22 protein-coding genes and 1 pseudogene are annotated in these 20,104 nt (G+C 39.4%); 12 read left to right on the top strand and 11 right to left on the bottom strand.

What is annotated here, in order from left to right:
- Window positions 1–117 precede the first annotated feature (117 nt).
- The 4 genes from RB151_RS10890 (at window position 118) to RB151_RS10905 (ending at window position 4,472) form a co-directional block, all read left to right on the top strand.
- Window positions 118–1,725, top strand: coding sequence for a GMC family oxidoreductase (locus RB151_RS10890; RefSeq protein ID WP_071548073.1), 1,608 nt, complete (start codon window positions 118–120; stop codon window positions 1,723–1,725).
- Window positions 1,726–1,960: 235 nt separating this feature from the next.
- Entirely contained in the window at window positions 1,961–2,308 is a 348-nt protein-coding gene (gene yajD, locus RB151_RS10895; RefSeq protein ID WP_042843825.1) for an HNH nuclease YajD, read from the top strand.
- Between the two features lie 205 nt (window positions 2,309–2,513).
- Window positions 2,514–3,779, top strand: a complete 1,266-nt coding sequence (locus tag RB151_RS10900) for a M24 family metallopeptidase (protein ID WP_071548844.1) — start codon at window positions 2,514–2,516, stop codon at window positions 3,777–3,779.
- Between the two features lie 21 nt (window positions 3,780–3,800).
- On the top strand, window positions 3,801–4,472 hold the full coding sequence (locus RB151_RS10905; RefSeq protein WP_071548074.1) for a CerR family C-terminal domain-containing protein: 672 nt from the start codon (window positions 3,801–3,803) through the stop codon (window positions 4,470–4,472).
- 30 nt (window positions 4,473–4,502) lie between these two features.
- Here the strand turns inward: RB151_RS10905 and RB151_RS10910 are convergent, their stop codons facing one another.
- Entirely contained in the window at window positions 4,503–5,084 is a 582-nt protein-coding gene (locus RB151_RS10910) for a YebB family permuted papain-like enzyme (RefSeq protein ID WP_048607169.1), read from the bottom strand.
- A gap of 94 nt (window positions 5,085–5,178) precedes the next feature.
- Window positions 5,179–6,665 (bottom strand): annotated as a pseudogene (locus RB151_RS10915) (PLP-dependent aminotransferase family protein).
- Between the two features lie 103 nt (window positions 6,666–6,768).
- On the opposite strand from RB151_RS10915, the gene RB151_RS10920 reads away from it, so the two are divergent.
- A complete protein-coding gene (locus RB151_RS10920) occupies window positions 6,769–7,227 on the top strand; it encodes a GNAT family N-acetyltransferase (RefSeq protein WP_042843820.1) in 459 nt (152 codons plus the stop codon).
- 107 nt (window positions 7,228–7,334) lie between these two features.
- Here RB151_RS10920 and RB151_RS10925 read toward each other — a convergent pair whose 3' ends face one another.
- From RB151_RS10925 to RB151_RS10940, 4 genes are all read right to left on the bottom strand, one after another.
- Entirely contained in the window at window positions 7,335–7,874 is a 540-nt protein-coding gene (locus RB151_RS10925) for an NADAR family protein (RefSeq protein WP_071548075.1), read from the bottom strand.
- A gap of 104 nt (window positions 7,875–7,978) precedes the next feature.
- Window positions 7,979–8,701 carry an amino acid ABC transporter ATP-binding protein gene (locus RB151_RS10930; RefSeq protein ID WP_042843818.1) on the bottom strand — a complete coding sequence of 241 codons (723 nt, stop codon included), beginning with the start codon at window positions 8,699–8,701 and terminating at the stop codon, window positions 7,979–7,981.
- Window positions 8,688–9,452 (bottom strand): amino acid ABC transporter permease, encoded by a 765-nt coding sequence (locus RB151_RS10935; protein ID WP_042843817.1) that lies wholly within the window; start codon window positions 9,450–9,452, stop codon window positions 8,688–8,690. The genes RB151_RS10930 and RB151_RS10935 overlap by 14 nt, the downstream gene beginning before the upstream one ends.
- 67 nt (window positions 9,453–9,519) lie before the next feature.
- The gene (locus RB151_RS10940) at window positions 9,520–10,287 is read right to left on the bottom strand and encodes a basic amino acid ABC transporter substrate-binding protein (RefSeq protein ID WP_048607209.1); all 768 of its coding nucleotides are present in this window, start codon (window positions 10,285–10,287) and stop codon (window positions 9,520–9,522) included.
- A gap of 320 nt (window positions 10,288–10,607) precedes the next feature.
- Between RB151_RS10940 and RB151_RS10945 the strand changes: the two genes are divergently transcribed.
- From RB151_RS10945 to RB151_RS10970, 6 genes are all read left to right on the top strand, one after another.
- A complete protein-coding gene (locus RB151_RS10945) occupies window positions 10,608–11,516 on the top strand; it encodes an AEC family transporter (RefSeq protein ID WP_048607173.1) in 909 nt (302 codons plus the stop codon).
- Between the two features lie 115 nt (window positions 11,517–11,631).
- Window positions 11,632–13,059 (top strand): AMP nucleosidase, encoded by a 1,428-nt coding sequence (locus tag RB151_RS10950; protein ID WP_370661193.1) that lies wholly within the window; start codon window positions 11,632–11,634, stop codon window positions 13,057–13,059.
- Between the two features lie 16 nt (window positions 13,060–13,075).
- Window positions 13,076–13,609 (top strand): GNAT family N-acetyltransferase, encoded by a 534-nt coding sequence (locus tag RB151_RS10955; protein ID WP_225832931.1) that lies wholly within the window; start codon window positions 13,076–13,078, stop codon window positions 13,607–13,609.
- 56 nt (window positions 13,610–13,665) lie between these two features.
- On the top strand, window positions 13,666–14,088 hold the full coding sequence (locus tag RB151_RS10960; RefSeq protein WP_042843814.1) for a helix-turn-helix domain-containing protein: 423 nt from the start codon (window positions 13,666–13,668) through the stop codon (window positions 14,086–14,088).
- Between the two features lie 106 nt (window positions 14,089–14,194).
- Window positions 14,195–15,154 carry an acetyl-CoA carboxylase carboxyl transferase subunit alpha gene (accA, locus tag RB151_RS10965; RefSeq protein WP_048607175.1) on the top strand — a complete coding sequence of 320 codons (960 nt, stop codon included), beginning with the start codon at window positions 14,195–14,197 and terminating at the stop codon, window positions 15,152–15,154.
- 43 nt (window positions 15,155–15,197) lie between these two features.
- Window positions 15,198–16,088, top strand: coding sequence for a LysR family transcriptional regulator (locus RB151_RS10970; protein WP_042843811.1), 891 nt, complete (start codon window positions 15,198–15,200; stop codon window positions 16,086–16,088).
- Between the two features lie 8 nt (window positions 16,089–16,096).
- On the opposite strand, the gene RB151_RS10975 is transcribed toward RB151_RS10970, so the two are convergent.
- From RB151_RS10975 to RB151_RS10995, 5 genes are all read right to left on the bottom strand, one after another.
- Entirely contained in the window at window positions 16,097–16,558 is a 462-nt protein-coding gene (locus RB151_RS10975) for an RES family NAD+ phosphorylase (RefSeq protein ID WP_042843809.1), read from the bottom strand.
- The gene (parS, locus tag RB151_RS10980; protein WP_042843808.1) at window positions 16,555–17,016 is read right to left on the bottom strand and encodes a type II RES/Xre toxin-antitoxin system antitoxin; all 462 of its coding nucleotides are present in this window, start codon (window positions 17,014–17,016) and stop codon (window positions 16,555–16,557) included. The genes RB151_RS10975 and parS overlap by 4 nt, the downstream gene beginning before the upstream one ends.
- Window positions 17,017–17,105: 89 nt before the next feature.
- Window positions 17,106–17,573 (bottom strand): DUF1456 family protein, encoded by a 468-nt coding sequence (locus RB151_RS10985; protein ID WP_042843807.1) that lies wholly within the window; start codon window positions 17,571–17,573, stop codon window positions 17,106–17,108.
- Window positions 17,574–17,758: 185 nt separating this feature from the next.
- On the bottom strand, window positions 17,759–18,073 hold the full coding sequence (locus RB151_RS10990) for an AzlD domain-containing protein (protein WP_042843806.1): 315 nt from the start codon (window positions 18,071–18,073) through the stop codon (window positions 17,759–17,761).
- Entirely contained in the window at window positions 18,070–18,771 is a 702-nt protein-coding gene (locus RB151_RS10995; RefSeq protein ID WP_042843804.1) for an AzlC family ABC transporter permease, read from the bottom strand. Before RB151_RS10995 ends, RB151_RS10990 begins: the two co-directional genes overlap by 4 nt.
- Window positions 18,772–19,457: 686 nt before the next feature.
- Here RB151_RS10995 and leuE point away from each other — a divergent pair.
- Window positions 19,458–20,099, top strand: coding sequence for a leucine efflux protein LeuE (gene leuE, locus RB151_RS11000; protein ID WP_048607183.1), 642 nt, complete (start codon window positions 19,458–19,460; stop codon window positions 20,097–20,099).
- The last annotated feature ends 5 nt before the right edge of the window (window positions 20,100–20,104 follow it).

A 20,104-nucleotide genomic window follows, 5' to 3' on the forward strand; every position in this document is an offset into this window, starting at 1 on the left:
AAATTATTTTTGATTTAAATCACATTAACTAAATATTATTCATACATTAACAAATCAAAAGCGCTATTGTTAAATTAATGGGAATGCATTGTTAATCTTTTGGGTGGTGGATCGGAAATGAATACAGAAAAATATGACTATATTATTGTCGGTGCGGGCTCTGCGGGATGTGTTCTTGCTGCCCGATTGATTCAGAACATTCAAGCTAGGGTATTACTTCTCGAAGCTGGAGGAAGTGATAACCACATGTTTATTCGTATGCCAGCAGGCGTGGCTAAAATTATTGCACAAAAAAGCTGGCCTTACGAAACCGAACCGGAAGCTCATGCGAACAACCGTAAAATGCAGATTGCTCAAGGGAAAGTTCTTGGGGGAAGTAGCTCTGTAAATGGCATGATTTATATCCGCGGCCAAAAACAAGATTACGATAATTGGGCTCAAAATTATGGTTGCGAAGGTTGGGGTTACGATGATGTGCTCCCGTGGTTTAAAAAAGCGGAACGTAACGAAAGCCTGACAGGTGAGTATCATGGAACCGAAGGGCCTCTCCCTGTGAGTGAGAACAGGTACCGGCACCCACTATCGATGGCATTTATTCGTGCGTCACAAGAACACGGATTACCTTATGTTAATGACCTCAATGGGGAAAGCCAGCAGGGTACTGGTTTTTACCAAACTACAACCCACAATGGTGAAAGAGCAAGCACTTCAAAAACATATTTAAAATCGGTGGAAAATAGCGAAAAACTCACGCTAAAACTGAATGCACAAGTTAACCGCATTATTATCCGTAATGGCTGTGCTGTTGGTGTTGCTTATCAAGGGAAAAGTGGACATGAAATAGAAGCGTTTGCAACAAATGAAGTTCTTATTTGTTCAGGCGCGATGGGGTCAGCAAAACTATTGATGTTGTCAGGCATTGGGCCAGAAGAACATCTTTCCAGTCTGGGTATTGATACCGTTGCAAATCTGCCTGTTGGCAAAAATTTTCATGACCATTTGCATATGTCAATTAACGTGACAACCAAACAACCAATTAGCTTATTTGGTGCGGACCAAGGGCTAAATGCGATTAAACATGGACTGGAATGGATGGTTTTTCGTAGTGGGCTATTAGCCTCTAATGTATTAGAAGGTGCTGCGTTTAAAGACAGTTGTAACCAAGGGCGCCCTGATGTACAAATCCATTTTCTTCCTATATTGGATAGCTGGGATGATGTTCCTGGTGAGCCATTACCAGCGACTCACGGTTTTACATTGAAAGTGGGGTATCTTCAACCCAAATCCCGTGGTGAAGTTTTACTGCGTAGTCGTGACCCTCTCGCCCCGTTAAAAATTCATGCAAACTATCTTGCTTCGCCTGAAGATATGGAAGGTTGCAAACGAGCAGTTAAATTTGGTTTAGAAGTGCTCAATTCACCGTCATTGCAAGCGGTAAGCAAAGATATTTTGATGCCTCCTGCGGCGGTATATGATGATGAACGGCAGTTAGAAGAGTTTGTCCGTAATTTTTGTAAAACGGTTTATCACCCCGTGGGAACTTGCCGCATGGGAACAGAAACAACAAATTCGGTAACAGATTTACGTTTAAGGGTTCATGGTATTAAGAATTTACGGGTGGTGGATTGCTCTGTCATACCAGAGATCCCAAGTGGTAATACGAATGCGCCAACGATAATGATTGCAGAGCGTGCAGCAGCAATGATTATTGAGGATAGAAAATAAATTTTATTATTGTTATGTCTGCTGAGGGTAGTCTCAGCAGCTGACTTTTGGGGGGTATCAAAAAACACCTGAGCTACACAAGACATAGGTAACTGGTGTTTAATGTGGTTCTATATGTCAGGCACGTTGATCAGTTGATTAAAATTCTACTTTTTGCATTTCTCCTTTTGTTCCCAGATAGGGTATATTAAAGAAATCATCGTAAAGTTGTTTTTTATTATAGGTAAGATTGGCAATGGCAGTGATCCCAAAAAACTATGCGCGCTTGGAAAGCGGCTACCGTGAGAAAGCACTTAAAATTTACCCGTGGATATGTGGGCGATGTACTCGGGAGTTTGTGTATTCAAATTTACGCGAATTAACGGTTCATCATATCGACCATGACCACACCAATAACCCAGAAGATGGTAGTAATTGGGAATTATTGTGTCTGTTTTGTCATGACCATGAACACTCCAAGTATACGGAAGCTGACCAGTACGGTACACGCGTGGTCGCAGGGGAGGATGCGCAAGATGATGTTGAAGCCGCAACTTACAATCCCTTTGCAGATTTAAAATCAATGTTAAATAAAAAGAAATAATTTTAGTCGTAAAACTGCGCTTATAGTTAATCAATGATAGCAAATACATTTATCTGAGTGTATTTGCTATCGTTAATGCCTCACTAAATACCCATTTTTTAATTCCCTGATCCGCACGATATGTTCATATGATTGTTTGACAAAGGGGATTACTCAGGCTTATATTTAATTCATTCAAATGAATTAAATATAAAGAGAGATGATGATGAATACAATAACTGTTCCAAGCCCCTTTTCTTTTGAAGAACGTGATAGAAGGTGGGGGATAGCAAGGAAAATCATGCAGTTAAATGACCTAGAAGTCTTAATGATTTATGGGGATAGGGAGTCAGCTGCGCCAGCACCTTTTTGTATTGACCACTACTTTACTAATGACCGCTTAGGTTCCGTCGTGATTTTTCATCAAGATAAAGCACCGCTGGTGGTGACATTTGCGCCAATGATGGTGGCTGACCATATGCAAGCGCAGATGCGGGGCGATGTACAATGGATCTCGCCAGAGCAGATTATTGTGGGTAAAACAGGGCGAAATATTGCACAAATATTTGTTGATTTAGGGGTATCAGCCAATGCGAATATCGGTGTGGTGGGTTTGGAACCTTATCCCCCATTTTATTTTGATGGGGCGATGCCTTATAACACGTTAACAGGTATCAAAGAACGCTTACCTCAACTTAATTTTGTGCCTGTGTATAAACATTTTTTCCAGTTAGCTTCAGTGAAAAGTGCCGAGGAATTAGAGCATGTAAGATATGCTGCGATGATAGGTGAAGCAATGAGTGAATCAATGCGCGCAACTGCGTTGGTCGGTCACTCAGAAGCCGATATTGCCGCAGCAGTGACAGCCAAGTGTTTGTCCATGGGCGGGTTTACTGCCGAAATTTTAATGGGTTCTGGCCCTGAGTATATTGGTTGGGGGCAACCTGCTTGGCAATATCGTTCACAGCCACCGCGTAAAATTGAGCAAGGTGATATTGTCTTGAGTGAAATATTTGCACTGTATGGGATGTATGAAACACAACACCAAGCCGCAGTCGCTGTAGGGAAAATTCACCCTAACCTCGAAAAGGCTGCGGCCGTCGCACGGGAATGCTATGAAATAGGCGTTGAAAATCTGAAAGAAGGTGTCACTTTTGGGGAAGTGGTCGATAAAATGGAACAGCCTCTTTTAAAATCAAAAGGATGGCATGTTCACCCGTTGATCCACAGTATTAACCCATATGGGCCAATTGGTTTTGGTACTGCGCCGGGTATCGAGTCTTTACCTATCGCACAAAAGTATCGCCAATTAGAGCGTTTACCGAACCCTGGTCGTGAGCTGGTGTTAAAAGCAGGTATGACATTTGCCTTTGAACCTAATTGCGCATTTGGTTACCATTTATGTAATTTGGGTGGAACTGTCGTCGTTGGTCAAGGTCAGGGTATTGAACTGAATCATAATTCAACTTATCTTATGCGGGCAGATAATTAATTGATGGAATAACAGCGGGATATGACTGAAACCAATAAAAATACACTTTCTTCTGAGTCAACCAAAGAAAAGTTAATCAATGAAGGGATTAAACAGTTTGCTCTTCATGGTATTAATGGTGTAAGGACGCGACAACTAGCTGAAAATGCAGGAGTTAACCAGTCTGCAATTCCGTATCATATGGGCGGGAAATTGGGCGTTTATACCGCTGTTATCCAAAAAATAGCCGCTGATTTATCCCAAGCGAGTAATATTCAGCTATTTGATGATCAGATGGCAAAGATAAAAACACAGTCTGTTGTGGAAAATGAGCAAATAAATCAATTGGCATGTTTATTGATTAAAGGATTGGGTAATGCATTGCTATTACCTGAACATGAATATTACTCAGTATTGATCCTTCGGGAGCAGTTAGAACCGACAGAAAATTATGATGTTATTTATCGTGATTTTATTGAGCCTTTTCATATTAGGTTATCTAGCCTCGTTCAATTGGCTCATTCGGTTGATGAGCAAACTGCAATTATTCGCGCCCATACATTAATCGGTCAAGTATTAGGCTTTGTTGTTGCACGCAAGCCATTACTCAAGCGATTAGAGCGCGAACAAATAGATGATGCGTTGTTAGCACAAATTATGCAGCAAGTTTGTTTAATGACGAGCAACGCATTTCTTATCTCTATACAAAACTAATATGGCGAATATAGCTTTCCACATGGTGTTTTAATGGATATCTTGATGGCTACGGTACACTAGTGATAATTCAGGGTGATGCCATAAACTCGCTGGAGTAACGGTTGTACGTTCCCAAGGGATGTGTCCAATAAACCATAATTTCCAAAAGTTTAATTTGGCGTTTGGGTTTTTGGTTAATAAAGCTTCAAAGGTTTCAATTTCGCCAATTTGGATAGATAGCGCTGATTGGTATATATCAAACACGAATTTTGAACAAAATTGCCTCGAAGAATCATAATTAAACCCCGTATGGTAAAATTTATTTAAACGTGGTGGTACTTGTGCGACTAACGCTTTTTTCTGTTCTTGGGTCAATGACTGTCTGAGTCGCCGTACACTATAGCGCTTATCAGATGACCGAGAAATAAAACGGGATAAGGTAGTTGTGGTTGATAGTGGAACACGGCTTTCAGCGATTAAATAGTCATCTCCATCATGGCCTACAATCATGCCGACATGGTTGCTCCAGCATTGTGAAGCAGAGGCTATCTGGCGAAACAACTCTGTTCCGATACTGGTAAATACAATATCACCAACTTCGAATTTATGGGGATAATTTATTGTCGTCATCAATTTACCTCAATGAAATATAATGTCATTAAGGTACATTTATAATGGTTCGTAGAAATCAAGCTATCAGATAAAAGCTTAAAATAACCATTGTTTAGGTTGGGTATAGGTTCGTTAGTTTTTCACTGAGCCGTTTTACACTACTTATGATGTCATTCTCATTATGAGCGGCATATCCAAAGAGAATCGCATTGTGGTTGCGGCTTTCAATACAATAACGAGATAACGGTTGTGCACCAAAGCCTAATTGCTGGCATTGTTCAAGGATTATCCGAATATCGTAACCTGCTTTGACCCAGCAAACAGTGTGAATACCAGAGTCTGTCATTTGTACGTCAAATAAATGGGGCAAGTATAAGTTGATTGCGCTGAGGAATGCGTTTTGCCTGTCATGACATATTTTGCGTATTTTCCTAACATGACGTGCATAATGCCCCTCTTGAATAAACTGAGCTAAGGCCGCTTGCTCTAGGTAGCCACAATGACTATCACTGTAATATTTCATCATTGTAAAAGGTTCGCTCAGTATTTCTGGGACAACTAAAAAGCCTAAACGGAATCCGGGATACATCATTTTAGAGAATGTGCCTGCATAAATTACACGTTGGTGATTATCCAGTCCTTGTAATGCTTGAATTGGTTTAGATGAAAAACGAAACTCACTGTTATAGTCATCTTCGAAAATCCATGCATTATTTTGTTGTGCCCAATCTAGCAATGCCAAGCGCCGAGGTAAACTTAACGTTGTTCCTAGTGGAAATTGGTGTGAGGGCGTGGTGTAAATTAATTTTGCATGGCTATATTGTTTTGCAGCGTAAGTGATATCCATTCCCTCCTGATCTGAAGGAATAGCGGCGATTTTAGCCCCTGTTGCGGTGAGTATTGCCCTTGCACTATCATAACCAGGGTCATCTAACCAAACAGTATCACCTTGTTTTAATAGAACTTTGGAAACTAAATTAATGGCTTGCTGGGTACCGTTGACAATAATAATTTGATTTTCATTACAGTGGACTCCACGCGTTGAGCGAACATAGTCAGCCACCAGTTTTTTAACGGCATATAACCATCGGGATGGTTAAAATGAGGGATTGCAGACTTAGATTTACGCCATACACGGCCCAGTAAACGCCCCCAAAGTTCATGTGGAAATTGGTCTACACAGCCAATACCAATATTAAACATTTGGTGTGTGTTTGTATTCGGGCGTGATTTATCCCATAAGCTTTCTAGTGTGCTGATAATAGGGTTCAGATTAAGTGCATTGTATTCAGGGCAATTAATAATTTGAGGCTTACTTGTTGTTCTAACTAATTCGTCTGGGATCTTCGCTGAAACATAAGTGCCAGACCCTTTCTTGGTATACAAATAGCCTTCATCAATTAACCTATCGAATCCTGCAATCACAGAATTTCTAGAAATTGACATCATTTCCGCAAGTGCTCTAGTTGAGGGAAGTTTAATACCTGTATTAATACGCCCATCCAGAATTGCATCACGGATTGTGTGGTAAACATTTTCTTTAATGTAACCCTCTTTAAGTAAAAGAAGGGGAAATGGAGCTTGCTGCTTACGGCGCATAAAGTGGACCCTATTTAAATAACAAAAGTGTATCTTATACAGCACCAGATTGGTATGTACTATAACCCCACTAAGTTATAAATTAATAGATGGAAGGGTTATTATGAATAAAACAGCATTACCAGTCACAGTCGATTTTGTCGCGCCAGAACATTACCCTGAGTGGTTAGTTTATTGGCTAGAATATCAAAAATTCTACAAAGTGGATTTAAAAGAAGAGGTGACGTTAAAAGCGTGGGAGCGCTTCTTTGATGCTAATGAGCCGATGTATTGTGCTGTAGCACTGGAAGAAGGAAAAGTTGTTGGTTTTGTGAATTATTTATATCACCGGTCAACTTGGGCTGAAAATGATTTTTGTTATTTAGAGGATTTATATGTGACACCTGAAATGCGAGGTCGTCATGTTGGGAAACAGTTAATCGAGTTTGTACATCAGCAAGCTAAAGAAAAACAATGTGGTCGTCTTTATTGGCATACGCAAGAAACTAACTTACCCGGTCAAAAATTGTATAACTGGGTGGCAGAAAAGCCCGGCGTGATTGAATACAGAATGGCCTTGTAATAAATAGCCGCCAAATATCCTACATTTCAGTTAATTATTTGCTGACCCGTTGTTTGGCAACAACGGGTTTTTCATCTCAATCAGAGAGCATGCAAAAATAAACTGAGTTAATCAGCTAATTGGGAACGTACTTCCATCAATGCGAAACCCAGTAAATTTAACCCTTTCCACGTTAGAGGATTTTCGATATTTTCACTATCTTCAGCTAACCCAATTCCCCAAACTTTATCAACGGGGCTGGCTTCTACGAGTATTCGCTCATTTGTAGAAAGTAAAAATTGCTTTAGTTCTTCATTTTGTGAAAATTTTGCCATATTAGCGGCAACCACGATCTCAAAACGGTTTTTATCCCAGACATCTTGTTTAAACCCACGGACTTCGCGACCAAAAGCTTTAGCCGCACCTGGATTTGGTGCATGAATAATTTTATTTAGGGTTTCTGTATCACCAAATAAACGTGCTTTTTCCGCCATCATAAAATGTTCAGCACTTGCAAATCGATGACCATTAACAATAAATGGGGAAGGGTACCACTGGCTAAAACAGCTTTTGGTTATGTGATTTTGTTTTGTTTGGTGGCCCCAGAAAAAAACATATTTATATTTTTTGCCTGAGCGAAATTGATTACAAAGAGTTTTTATATCCATAAGTTAGTCAGCTTTAGCTAAGAATAATATGCTTAGCTTATCTATCACAGATAACCCTGACTATCGGAATAGCCTGCTTAGTCAATTATAAGCAGGCGTGATGCCTAGAGTACCTTACTTAAAAATTCTGCAGTACGTGGGTTTGTTGGGGAGTTGAAAATTTGTTCAGGGCTACCTTGTTCTTGGATGATGCCTTGATCGATAAAGATAACGCGGTCAGCAACTTCCCGTGCAAACCCCATTTCATGAGTAACGATAACCATCGTCATTCCTTCATTGGCTAAAGTTTTCATGACTGCTAGAACTTCTCCCACTAGCTCAGGGTCAAGCGCTGAGGTGGGTTCATCAAATAATAAAATTGACGGTTGCATGGCTAAGGCGCGAGCTATCGCTACTCGTTGTTGTTGCCCACCGGATAAACTCGCAGGCCATGCATCAATTTTGTCTAATAACCCAACCTTGGCGAGTAATTGCTCAGCTTGCTTAAGTGCCTGATCCTTTTTTAGTCCTTTGACCAATGTCGGCGCCATCATCAGGTTTTCAAGTACGGTCATATGAGGGAATAAATTAAAACGCTGAAAAACCATACCTATATTTTCACGCATTTTATTTAAATCAGTTTTAGGGTCATGGACGTTAAACCCATTAACTTTTATTTCGCCGCCATCAGGACGTTCTAATGCATTTAAGCAACGTAAAAAGGTACTTTTCCCTGAGCCTGAAGGCCCAATGATACAAATAACTTCTTGTGGTTGAACTTCACATGAAATGCCTCGTAATACATGGGTATTACCAAATTTTTTTTGTAAATCATTAACGTAAATCACTTCTGCCCAACCTTTTTTCCATATATTGCACAAGCTGAGCAAGTATAAATGTCAGCATCCAATAAATTACTGATATGGTTAAATACGGTTCCCAATAGGTTGCGTAAGCACCGGAAACGGTTCTTGCTGCATAAGCAAGGTCGGCTAAACCGATAGCTGATGCAAGGGATGAATCCTTAACGATTGCAATGGCATTATTCCCTAATGGCGGAAGGATCCTGCGGAAAGCTTGAGGCAAGATAACTTTTCGCATTGTTTTAGCCCAGCTCATACCAAGCGCTCGAGAGGCTTCCATTTGCCCTTTATCAATGGATTGAATACCGGCTCTGAATATTTCAGAGACGTAAGCTCCTGAGTTTAGCGTAATTGCGATTACACATGATAAAAATGCACCGTAATCAGAGCGTAACATACGCGCAGTATCGATGGACATAATCCCTGATGTGACTAATAAGCCATCACGTGGGTTAATAAAAAGCGGTACTAAGGCAAAATGGACGACCATTATTTGTACAAACAGAGGTGTGCCACGAAATGCACTTACATAGAAACGGACAGGCCATTGAACGAAATAGTGTAAAACAGGTTTCCAGATCCCTTGTTCAGCTTTAGCTGTTCTTCCTAAACCTAATGTTAATCCCCAAAGTGAGCCTAAAATAACGCATATGATGGTTGCTTTGATAGTCATCATAGCGCCTTCGGCAAACAAAGGGGCATATTCTTCGATTATTTCCCAACGAAACGCAGACATCTTAATTATCACCCTGATTTATATCGCGAAAAAGCCACCCAACGATGGCTTTAAATTCTACTAACTATTATTGTTTTGGCAGTTGCGGAACGTTCTCATCAAACCATTTTTGGTAAATTTTGTTATAAGTTCCGTTCTCAACAATTTTGTTTAAACCATTATTGATTTTTTGTTGTAATTCACTATTGCCTTTAGCCACCGCAATACCGAAATATTGTTTTTCAAAATGGTTATCGTAGATCAGCTTAAATTTTTTCTCTGGGTGTGTTTTGATATAAAACTTAATCACACCCACATCGCCGACTGCTGCATCAATACCATCTTCAAATAGTTCTTGTAGTAGAAGAGGGGTATTATCAAACCGTTTGATTGAGGTACTATTTTTGCCAATAACTTCAGAGACTACAATATCCCCCGTACTGGAATTGACCACGCCAACATTGAGATCTTTTAAGCTGTTCAGGTCAGTCACATTGGAGGACTCGCTGATAACGATAGCTTGTTCTGCTGGGAAATAAGGGTTGGAAAAATCGACCATATTTTTACGTTTATCTGTGATAGTGATACCGGAAATTAAAATGTCCCGATCACCTGAGGATAAAGTTGCAAAAATACCTTCCCAAGGGGTATTGATTAACTTCACATCAAAACCTTCAACTTCCGCTATAGCTTTAATAATATCGATATCAAAACCTTCCAGTTGTTTTTGGCTATTTTCAAATTCAAAAGGGCGGTATGTACCACCAGCACCGACCGTATAACTTTCTTTAGCGTAAACATTCCCTGCAAAAGCCGCGAGTGTCAGGCATCCCGCAAAAACTAATTTTTTAAACATCATTATAGCCTCTTTATTTATGCATTTATAGTGCATAAAAATACATAAACTTTAGGTTGTAAGCAAACAATATTTATAAATTAGTACTGTGATATGAGGTTGAATAATGCGGAGGGATACCGTTTTGTGTTGTCAGTGAGATTAGCGGAGAAAATAAAACTATTTAAGAATAGGAAATGTGAGGTATTTCTAGTTTTAATGAAAAAACCTTCTTACAAAAACGGATATTCACAATACCGCTTTTTTTACCTAACCATAACATTGCATTAACGATAAGCTTCTGCCATGTTTAGCTAGCTCATTGAATAAATTAACTTATCATGGAAAAGATTTTATTGGTGTTATGGCCCTTATTTGCGTTAATAGCAATTGGGTTTATCTTACGTCGTACAAGTTTATTTTCTAATGATTTCTGGCCGAGTGCTGAAAAACTTAACTATTTTATCCTATTCCCTGCATTGTTGATTAATAGTTTGGCCAGTGCACCGCTAGATAACCCTAAATTAACTTTCCTTGCCAGTGCAATATTCTGTATCTTAGGGGCAAGTTCATTTTTAGTTTTGCTATGTAAATATTTATTCAAAATTACGGTTCCGCGCTTCGGTGCTTATATTCAAGGGATCACGCGTTTTAACACCTACTTAGGCTTGGCAATAATAGCTGATTTATTTGGTCAAGAAGGGGTTGCAATTGCTGCGGTAATAATGGCAATTCTTGTCCCTAGTTGTAATGTGATTGCGGTACTTTCCCTAACATCAGGTGAGAAAATATCGATAAAGCAAATTCTATTCCCGATCATTAAAAACCCATTAATTATCTCTTGTTTGGTCGGTATTCTATTGAATTTATCCCCTATTGGTTTGCCATTTGGGTCTGGCCAATTATTAAAATTATTGGCGGCGTCCAGTTTACCATTAGGGTTGATATGCATTGGGGGCGCTTTGCAAACGGCAACCTTAAGAAGAGAATTCCAGCCTTTGATTATCTCAACATTGATACGTTTATTAGCGATGCCAGTATTGGCGGTATCAATCGCATATTTATTTTCCTTACCTGAATTTGAAACTCTTTTATTAGTTATTTTTTTTGCTATTCCAACTGCGCCAACAGCTTATATTCTGACTAGGCAATTGAATGGTGATAGCCAATTAATGGCAGGTATTATTACATTACAAACTGTGATGGCGGTTTTTACCTTGCCACTAGTTCTGTCATTAGCCATACAATAACAGCGATATATTTTGCAACCTTAGCCTCCATACACTATGTTATCGGGAGATTACTTCGTCTGATAAGGAGTTGTGTGTGTCTTTGGATAAATGTCAGAAATATGAAAATTTATCAATTGAAGAGGTATTGGATAAACTTTCATTGTTATATACAAATGCAATTGATTCATTACGAGATGCAATCGCTATTTATGTTAAAGATGGCCGCATACCTGAAAATGCTGAACGGGAAAATGGTTTATTTGCCTACCCAGAGCTATGCGTAACATGGTTAGGGGAAGTTGATCACTGTGAAAAAACACGTGCTTATGCACGCTTTGTTAAACGCGGTAATTATACTGTCACGATAACTCAACCAGAACTATTTCGGGCTTATTTAGTTGAGCAGCTTTCTATTTTACAACAAGACTATGATGTATCTTTTACGGTTCGCCCATCCAAAACAGAAATTCCCTATCCATTTGTGATTGATGGTTCAGATTTAGTCCTAGACCGTAGTATGAGCAGTCGTCTTGCTGCACATTTTCCGATTACAGACTTATCACATATTAGTGACGATATTACGGATGGTTTAAACCCAATAACTGATGAAATGCCATTATCGCATTTTGATGCGTTGCGGGTAGATTTCTCGTTAGCGCGCTTAAAACATTACACGGGTACACCGCCTGAGCACGTCCAACCTTATATTTTATTTACGAACTATAACCGTTATGTGGATGAATTTGTGAGCTGGGCATGCGAACAAATTCGAGACCCTGAAAGCCGCTATATTGCTTTGTCTTGTGTTGGTCATAATTATTTAACGGATGAAAATGCAGACCCACAAATTGCAACTTCCGATTTAACATGGAAAAAGTTCCAAATGCCTGCATACCATCTGATTGCAAAAGATGGCTCTGGTATCACATTAGTGAATATTGGCGTTGGCCCTTCAAATGCAAAAAACATTTGTGATCACCTTGCTGTATTAAGGCCACATACCTGGCTAATGATTGGTCATTGTGGTGGTTTACGAGAAAGCCAAAAAATTGGTGATTATGTGTTAGCTCATGCTTATTTACGTGATGACCATATTTTAGATGATGTATTACCGCCAGATATTCCTATTCCAAGTATCGCAGAGGTTCAGCGTGCTCTTTATGATGCAACAAAACAGGTAAGTAATATGCCTGGTGAGTTGGTCAAACAGCGGCTACGTACTGGAACGGTAGTTACCACAGATGATAGAAACTGGGAACTGCGTTTTTTTGCAACCGCACGTCGGTTTAGTTTAAGCCGTGCGGTCGCGGTGGATATGGAAAGTGCAACAATCGCAGCGCAAGGTTATCGTTTCCGAGTACCTTATGGCACACTGCTTTGCGTTTCAGATAAACCTCTGCATGGTGAAATTAAATTACCGGGACAAGCCAATAGTTTTTATGAAGGAGCGATATCCGAACACTTACAAATAGGTATTCGTGCTATTGATTTATTAAGGCAAGAAGGGGATAAATTACATTCTAGGAAATTAAGAACTTTTGATGAACCGCCATTTAGATAGCAAGGAGATGCCATCTATGAATTTGATACCAGAAATTGAAACGGATAGGTTGATTTTATCCAAACATCAGGTAAGTGACTTTCCTGCGCTGACCAAGTTATGGGCAACAGAATCTATGGTACGCCATATTGGTGGCGTTCCATCTTCAGAGCGTGAATCGTGGATGAGAATGCTTGCGTATGGAGGGCTGTGGCCATTACTGGGGTTTGGTTATTGGGCTGTGCGCAAAAAAAACACGAGGCAGTATATAGGGGATTTAGGCTTTGCTGATTTTCACCGCATGGTTGAGCCTAAAGTTAAAGGTGTCCCTGAAGCTGGTTGGGTAATAGCACCTGAATTTCAAGGTCAAGGTTATGCAAGCGAGGCGATGAGCGCCGCTCTAATGTGGTTAAAAAAACAAAAAAAACATAAGCAATCAATTTGTTTTATTGAGCCGAGAAATATAGCGTCTTTGCGTGTTGCTGAAAAAGTAGGCTATGTTGTCGACCGTGAAATATTTATGAACGGTTGCATTACGGTATTATTACGCCAGGAATTAGATATTGCATAACTAGTTGATGTAGTTATTTAATCATGAATTTTTATTGCATAACGGGTTATTATTTTATGTATGATGAGCTAGATATTTCCCAAGTTAGCCAGTTATCAGGTTTGGCACCCTCTACACTTCGTTATTATGAGGAAAGAGGGTTAATTAAACCGATAGGCAGAAAAGGGCTAAAACGGGTTTATCATGGCAAAGAAGTTATAACCCGTTTATCTTTGATTTCGCTAGGGCAGGAGGCAAAGTTCTCACTTGAAGAAATAGCTGAAATGCTAAACCATAAAGGGGGCCCTAAAATTGAACGAGAAAGTTTACTGGCAAAAGCGGATGAGATTGAACAAACCCTGCAAAGTCTGTCAGTTTTAAAAAATGGTATTTTACATATTGCTAATTGCCCTGAAGAGAATCATTTTTTATGCCCTAACTTCCAAAAGATTATGGCAAGTCGTTTAAAATTAAACCAGTTAAAGAAAAAAGGACCCTGATTATATTATCCCACTTTTGATAATAATGAATCCTAATTTCAAGTATAGAATGGGATGGCTAATCTGATTACACTGCTAAAATTGTAGTAACGATTTTAGGGAAATTATGACAACTCATTTTTTGGCGTTTGAAAAACCGATTATTGAACTTAACGAAAAAATAGCAGCTTTGATCGCCTTTAAACAAAAAGGCCACCCATCTGAAATTCAACTCGATGAAGAAATCCAATTATTAAAGAAAAAAAGCCTCTCATTGACTAAAACAATATTTTCATCACTTGGTGCATGGGAGGTTGTTCAGTTAGCTAGGCACCCATTAAGGCCTTATACCTTAGATTATATCCCATTAATATTTACTGAGTTTCAAGAGCTTGCAGGTGATCGCGCATTTGCTGATGATAAAGCAATGGTAGGCGGGCTCGCGCGTTTAGACGGTAAGCCTGTGATGGTTATTGGCCAACAAAAAGGGCGTACAACGAAAGAAAAAGTGATGCGCAACTTTGGAATGCCCTCACCAGAGGGGTATCGAAAAGCATTGCGTTTAATGAAAATGGCGGAACGCTTTCAGTTACCCGTCATTATTTTCATTGATTCAGCAGGGGCCTATCCGGGTGTTGGTGCGGAAGAACGAGGGCAAGCTGAAGCTATTGCCCGAAATATTATCGAAATGTCTCGTTTAAAAACACCGATCATTTGTGTGATAACAGGGGAAGGCTGTTCAGGTGGTGCATTAGGGATAGGTGTAGGGGACAGAATAAATATGCTGGAATACAGTACTTATGCAGCAATATCACCGGAAGGGTGCGCATCTATTTTATGGAAAGATGCACAAAAAGCCCAAATAGCCGCGGAAGTGATGGGGATGACAGCTCCTAGATTAAAAGACCTCGGAATTATCGATACAATTATACCTGAGCCAATGGGAGGAGCACACCGTGACTATACATTGGCAGCCGAGCACTTAAAGCAGCAGTTATTGGTCGATTTAGCTGAATTAACTCAATTAGATATAGACACATTGCTCGCTTCTCGTTATCAAAAAATAATGGATTTCGGTTATTGTTAATGTTATTAGTTCAGGCCCATATGTTGTGGAGCATGGAGGAAATATGACGGTTGACCTGAATTTATTGAAAGTTTTTATTGCGGTAGCCACTCAAGGGAATTTTGTGAATGCGGCAAAACAGCTTTCCATGCCTACATCAAATGTAAGCCGTTATATTAAACAACTGGAACATCAACTAAATAGCCAATTAATTGAGCGAACAACGCGGCAAATGCGTTTAACCGAGGCCGGTAATATATTATTTGCTCAAAGCCAAAAACTGGTAGATGAATTGGAGCAAGTCGTCCAGAGAATTTGTCACCCTCAAGCGCTCACAGGGACATTGAGGCTGACTATTCCCAGTGAGTCTGGTAGTTTATTATTGGCTGATTTACTCGCAAAATTTGCATTATTGCATCCCCAACTAAATATCCATTGTGATACTCAATTAACACCACAAGATGTTATCAGTGACGATATTGATTTATTGCTGACTTTTCATCGGGGCCATCTCGAAGACAGTAGTTATCACTCACGGTTAATTAAATCATGGCCAAGTGCGGTAGTCGCATCACCAAAATTAATTGAAAAAACGGGAAAACCTTCTACAGTGGCTGATTTGGCTAGTGTGCCTTGCATTTCAAGTTTAAGCGCTTTACAAGGGCAGCCGTGGATATTTATTGATGCACATGACCGCCAGCAAAAAGTAGTAATAAACAGCACATATCGGGTTAACAGTGGGTTACTTGCTAATGCCGCTGCGGCAAACGGCGTAGGTTACGCGATTTTATCGTTAGAGGCTTGTCGTGAGCAAATACAGCAAGGGGTACTTGAGTTGATTGAATTTGGTGATATAAAACCTGCACCTATTGAGTTACGTGCTGTTTATGCCAGTCGCAGTGCATTATCACCAAAGATAGCTGCGTTTTTAAATTATTTATTACAGCAAATATAACAAGCTTACTACCGGTTAAATCGTGGGTCAAAAGCAAAGTCGAGGGGCTTAATGGTTTGGGTCACTTTTTGAAATTGCGGGTGCATAGGGTTAATAATGGCATTATATTCATAAGGAATAATACAAGAAGGGACAATTAAGGCTAGGCTGTCTTGGTTCGTTAACCAGGTTGTGCCTATGTCCATTGTGGAGGTAGGTGCTGGGTCACGCTGCCAATCATCAGGGAGATGCTCTACTGACAGCTTCATCACATACCTATCGTTGATCTCAATTGATAATAAAGTGAAATGATTAAGCACGGTATCTTGGTTTATATGAACGAGAATTTCTAAAGCAGCTAATGAAATACTTGTTGATGTGTAGATAGCGGGCGTACCTTTATGGTTCCAGCGCCCACCGTATAACCTAGCACCTTGACCGGACCACGCATCATGAGCAAAGTCAGATTTAATCAAACGATATAAAATCATGAAAAAACACCGTGTTCAATGCGGCCAATAAGGTCGATAACTTCAAGAGCACCACTTTCAGTGGCAATCAACTCTATAGGGCGCGTATGTCCTAAGCCTTTCACGGGGTGATTCAACCAATCACTTGCCATTGACTTATCACCATTGAATAAGCGTACAGCGGCATCAAATACACGCACTAAGCGAGCAATTCTTTCACTTTCATCGGCATTGAGTGGCTGACCTGCATTTCTACGCCTTGCCACATTGCGCTCATTAATACCTGAAATACGGAGTAATTCAGATTTGCTGATGCCAGACCATTCTTGAATGTTGTCTAACACCGTAACGGAAAGACCTTGTCGTAGGAAATGAGTGAGTTCGATACCACGTTCTGCGGGTAGGCCAGCAAAGCGCCATAGGGGCTTAAAAGGTGGCGTGGTGGGTTGGGTTGGGAGTGCTGGAATATAGTTTCTCATTGAATACCTCCTGACATTTGTCTTGTTTATTATAGACAATTGTCAGTAAGGTGTAAAATGAAAGATTAAAAAATAGCCATTGGTAAAGGCTATTTATCGCCTCGAAAACGCGTTGTGAGGCCTTTTAGAAAGTAACGAAGTAGCTGGTCTCCACATTCACGGTAGTTTTTATGCCCGGGTTTACGAAAAATGGCATTTAGTTCGGGTTTTGAAACACGAAAGTCAGCGAGTTGGTAAATTTCAATCATATCAGTGTCTTTTAGTTCAAAAGCGACACGTAATTTTTTGAGAATAATATTATTGTTTAAACGAGTATCGATTTCAGGTGCAGGACGACTTTCATCTTTACCACGGCGATAATAAATCAGCCCATTCAAAAAATGCCCCATTACATTATCATTACATTCAATGTATTCAGGGTCTGTATCTTTCTTTAACCAACTCACCATGTCTTCTTTTGAAATTGTGAGGTCTGCTAGTTTTACGATATTAACCATCTGAGCATCGCTCAAGTCCAACATATAGCGAATACTACGTAAAACATAATTATTAAGCATGGTTGTATTTTATCCATTATTTATAAAATTAATTAACGCAATCATATTGTTTGCATTAATGGTTACCGTGACAACGCTGACAAGATATTGTTTGAAAAGAAACTTGCGATGACGAGGTGGCTATTATGAGGGAATAACAGGATAAAGCAAAGCACTGAGCGATGCTTTACCCCATGTAGCGTTATCTAGCCCATAAAATAAATAAGGGAATAGAAAAAGACTAAGGTAAGCCCAACGGTTAATAGCATATTTTTAAGCACTGAAGCTACGACCACACAAAAGAGAGCACCCCAAAGGTAAGGGTTGTCTGGGAAGCTGCGAATCTCATGGTTTTCTAGCAAAATTACAGGTGCGCAAATAGCGGTCAATAAGCAGGGAGCCGAATAGCTCAAAGCTTGACGAACGACAAGGGGTAACCGTATTGGTAATTGGGGGATTAGAAAAATATAGCGCAGAGTAAAAACAATAGCGGTTAAGCTAATAATTAACAACCAGATCATTTTTCCTCCCTCAATAAACGTGAAACTGCGACAGAGACAAACATCCCACCAACGCCTGCGATAACAATAGCACTACTGAAGGAGTACATTGAAAGTATGATAGCGACAACGAGTGAAAAGATAACTCCGCAAAGTGTACTTATTTTTCTTGTTAATGGAACGACGATTGCGAGCAAAGTTGCAACCACAGAAAAATCAAGATGTAATCGACTCAAATCGCCCACAATATTGGCCATCGCAATCCCGCAAAGACTGGTAATTAACCAAACCAGATAAAAACTAAAACCTGCACCAAAGAGATAAGGAAAACTTAAACTCTGGCGTTTTGCTGCACTAATCGCAAATAACTCATCAGTCAGTAAGAAGCCGATACTAAGGCGCTGAGGCGTTGTAAAGTCTTTAACTTGGGGTCGCAGTGTCAACCCATATAGTAAGTGTTGAGAAGTAATAAAGAAAACCGAGATAATAATCGTGATATAACCAGCACCAGAATTAAGTAACCCAAGTGTAACTAATTGAGCAGCACCAGCAAATACCATGGCTGACATGGCAAGACTTTGCCAAAAATCAAGCCCTGTTTCGACAGCCATAGAGCCAGCGAGGACTCCCCATGGAATAACGGCAAGGTTGAGAGGGGCAGTGTGAACAGCGCCGTTCATCATTGCTTTTTGCCATGAGTGATGTTGTTGAGAATACATGTAGATATATACCTATTATGAGTAAAAATAATTATAGCAATATAATTTATATTAAAGACTTATAACTCAATGGGATAAAACAAGATTGCTCTTTTATATCCACCTGATTACGTGCCATTGATCATTTCAAGCCCACCAAGGCCTTGTAAATGAAAGTAATGGGTACTTTCCATAGCATTCCCAAAAGTGAGTCGTTTATGAGCTATTTTTATTAAGCGACTTATTGATAGCATTATTTTAATAACAACTAATAAGCAGAAAGATGGCATTTGGAATACTAATTTATATAGGGTGTTTAATAAATAGATGTTAGTGCCATAGCTACTTTTATGTAATACAGGCTGTTATGTTATATCTTGAAATACAAACTTAATCACTACTGCTAATAGATGGCCATAAAAAGTTTAAAACTCCAATTAATTATGAAATGTAAGAATAAAAACACGCTGGTAATTTATTTTCAGCACGCCACTGAATAGGGTGACCTCTCTGGTTTTATATTCTGTTTTAGACGCCAGAGACTCATTGGTTAAGCTGGTTTTTTGTTTATATGTAGATAATAAATCCATATTAAAATTATTAATTAGTGATATCTTTCATATAAAACAGAAGATCTGTATCATAGTAATCATTAAGAAAGAATGTGAATTTTTTGTTATAACTTTTATAGAGTTAGCAGGTTTACTATGCTTGAAAATCTCGGTATTACAAACTTATGGACTTATCTTATTGGTGTAATATTTATTACTCTGGTACCCGGCCCTAATTCTTTATTTGTTTTAACGAGCAGTGCAAAATATGGCGTAAAAAATGGTTATAAAGCAGCGTTAGGTGTTTTTACTGGTGATGCTGTACTCATATTTTTATCATTTTTGGGTGTCGCTTCATTGGTGAAAACCTCCCCTATATTCTTTAGCGTCATAAAATATGCAGGGGCAGCTTATTTATTTTATTTAGGGATTAAAACACTCTATAGCGTTCTACATAAAAAAGACACGGCGGGTGATGTTGATTCTATTGTCCTTGCCACTAAAGGGACATTTAAAAAAGCCGTCTTTTTAAGTTTACTTAACCCCAAAATGATCATTTTTTATGTGTCGTTCTTTATTCAATTTATAGACCCTGCTTACCCAAGCGCTGGAGTGCCATTCTTCATTCTGGGCCTCATTTTAGAAACTTGCAGTATGATTTATTTATCATTACTAATTTTTGGTGCAGTTGCAGTGACTAATATGGTGAAACACAATAAAAAATTATCCAAATTTTCCAATAGCTGTATTGGTGCCGTGTTTCTAATGTTTGGTGTGAAACTGGCTTTAACCGCATAGGGATA

It is taken from the genome of Providencia rettgeri, assembly GCF_001874625.1.
In the GTDB taxonomy this organism is placed as follows: Bacteria; Pseudomonadota; Gammaproteobacteria; order Enterobacterales; family Enterobacteriaceae; genus Providencia; species Providencia huashanensis.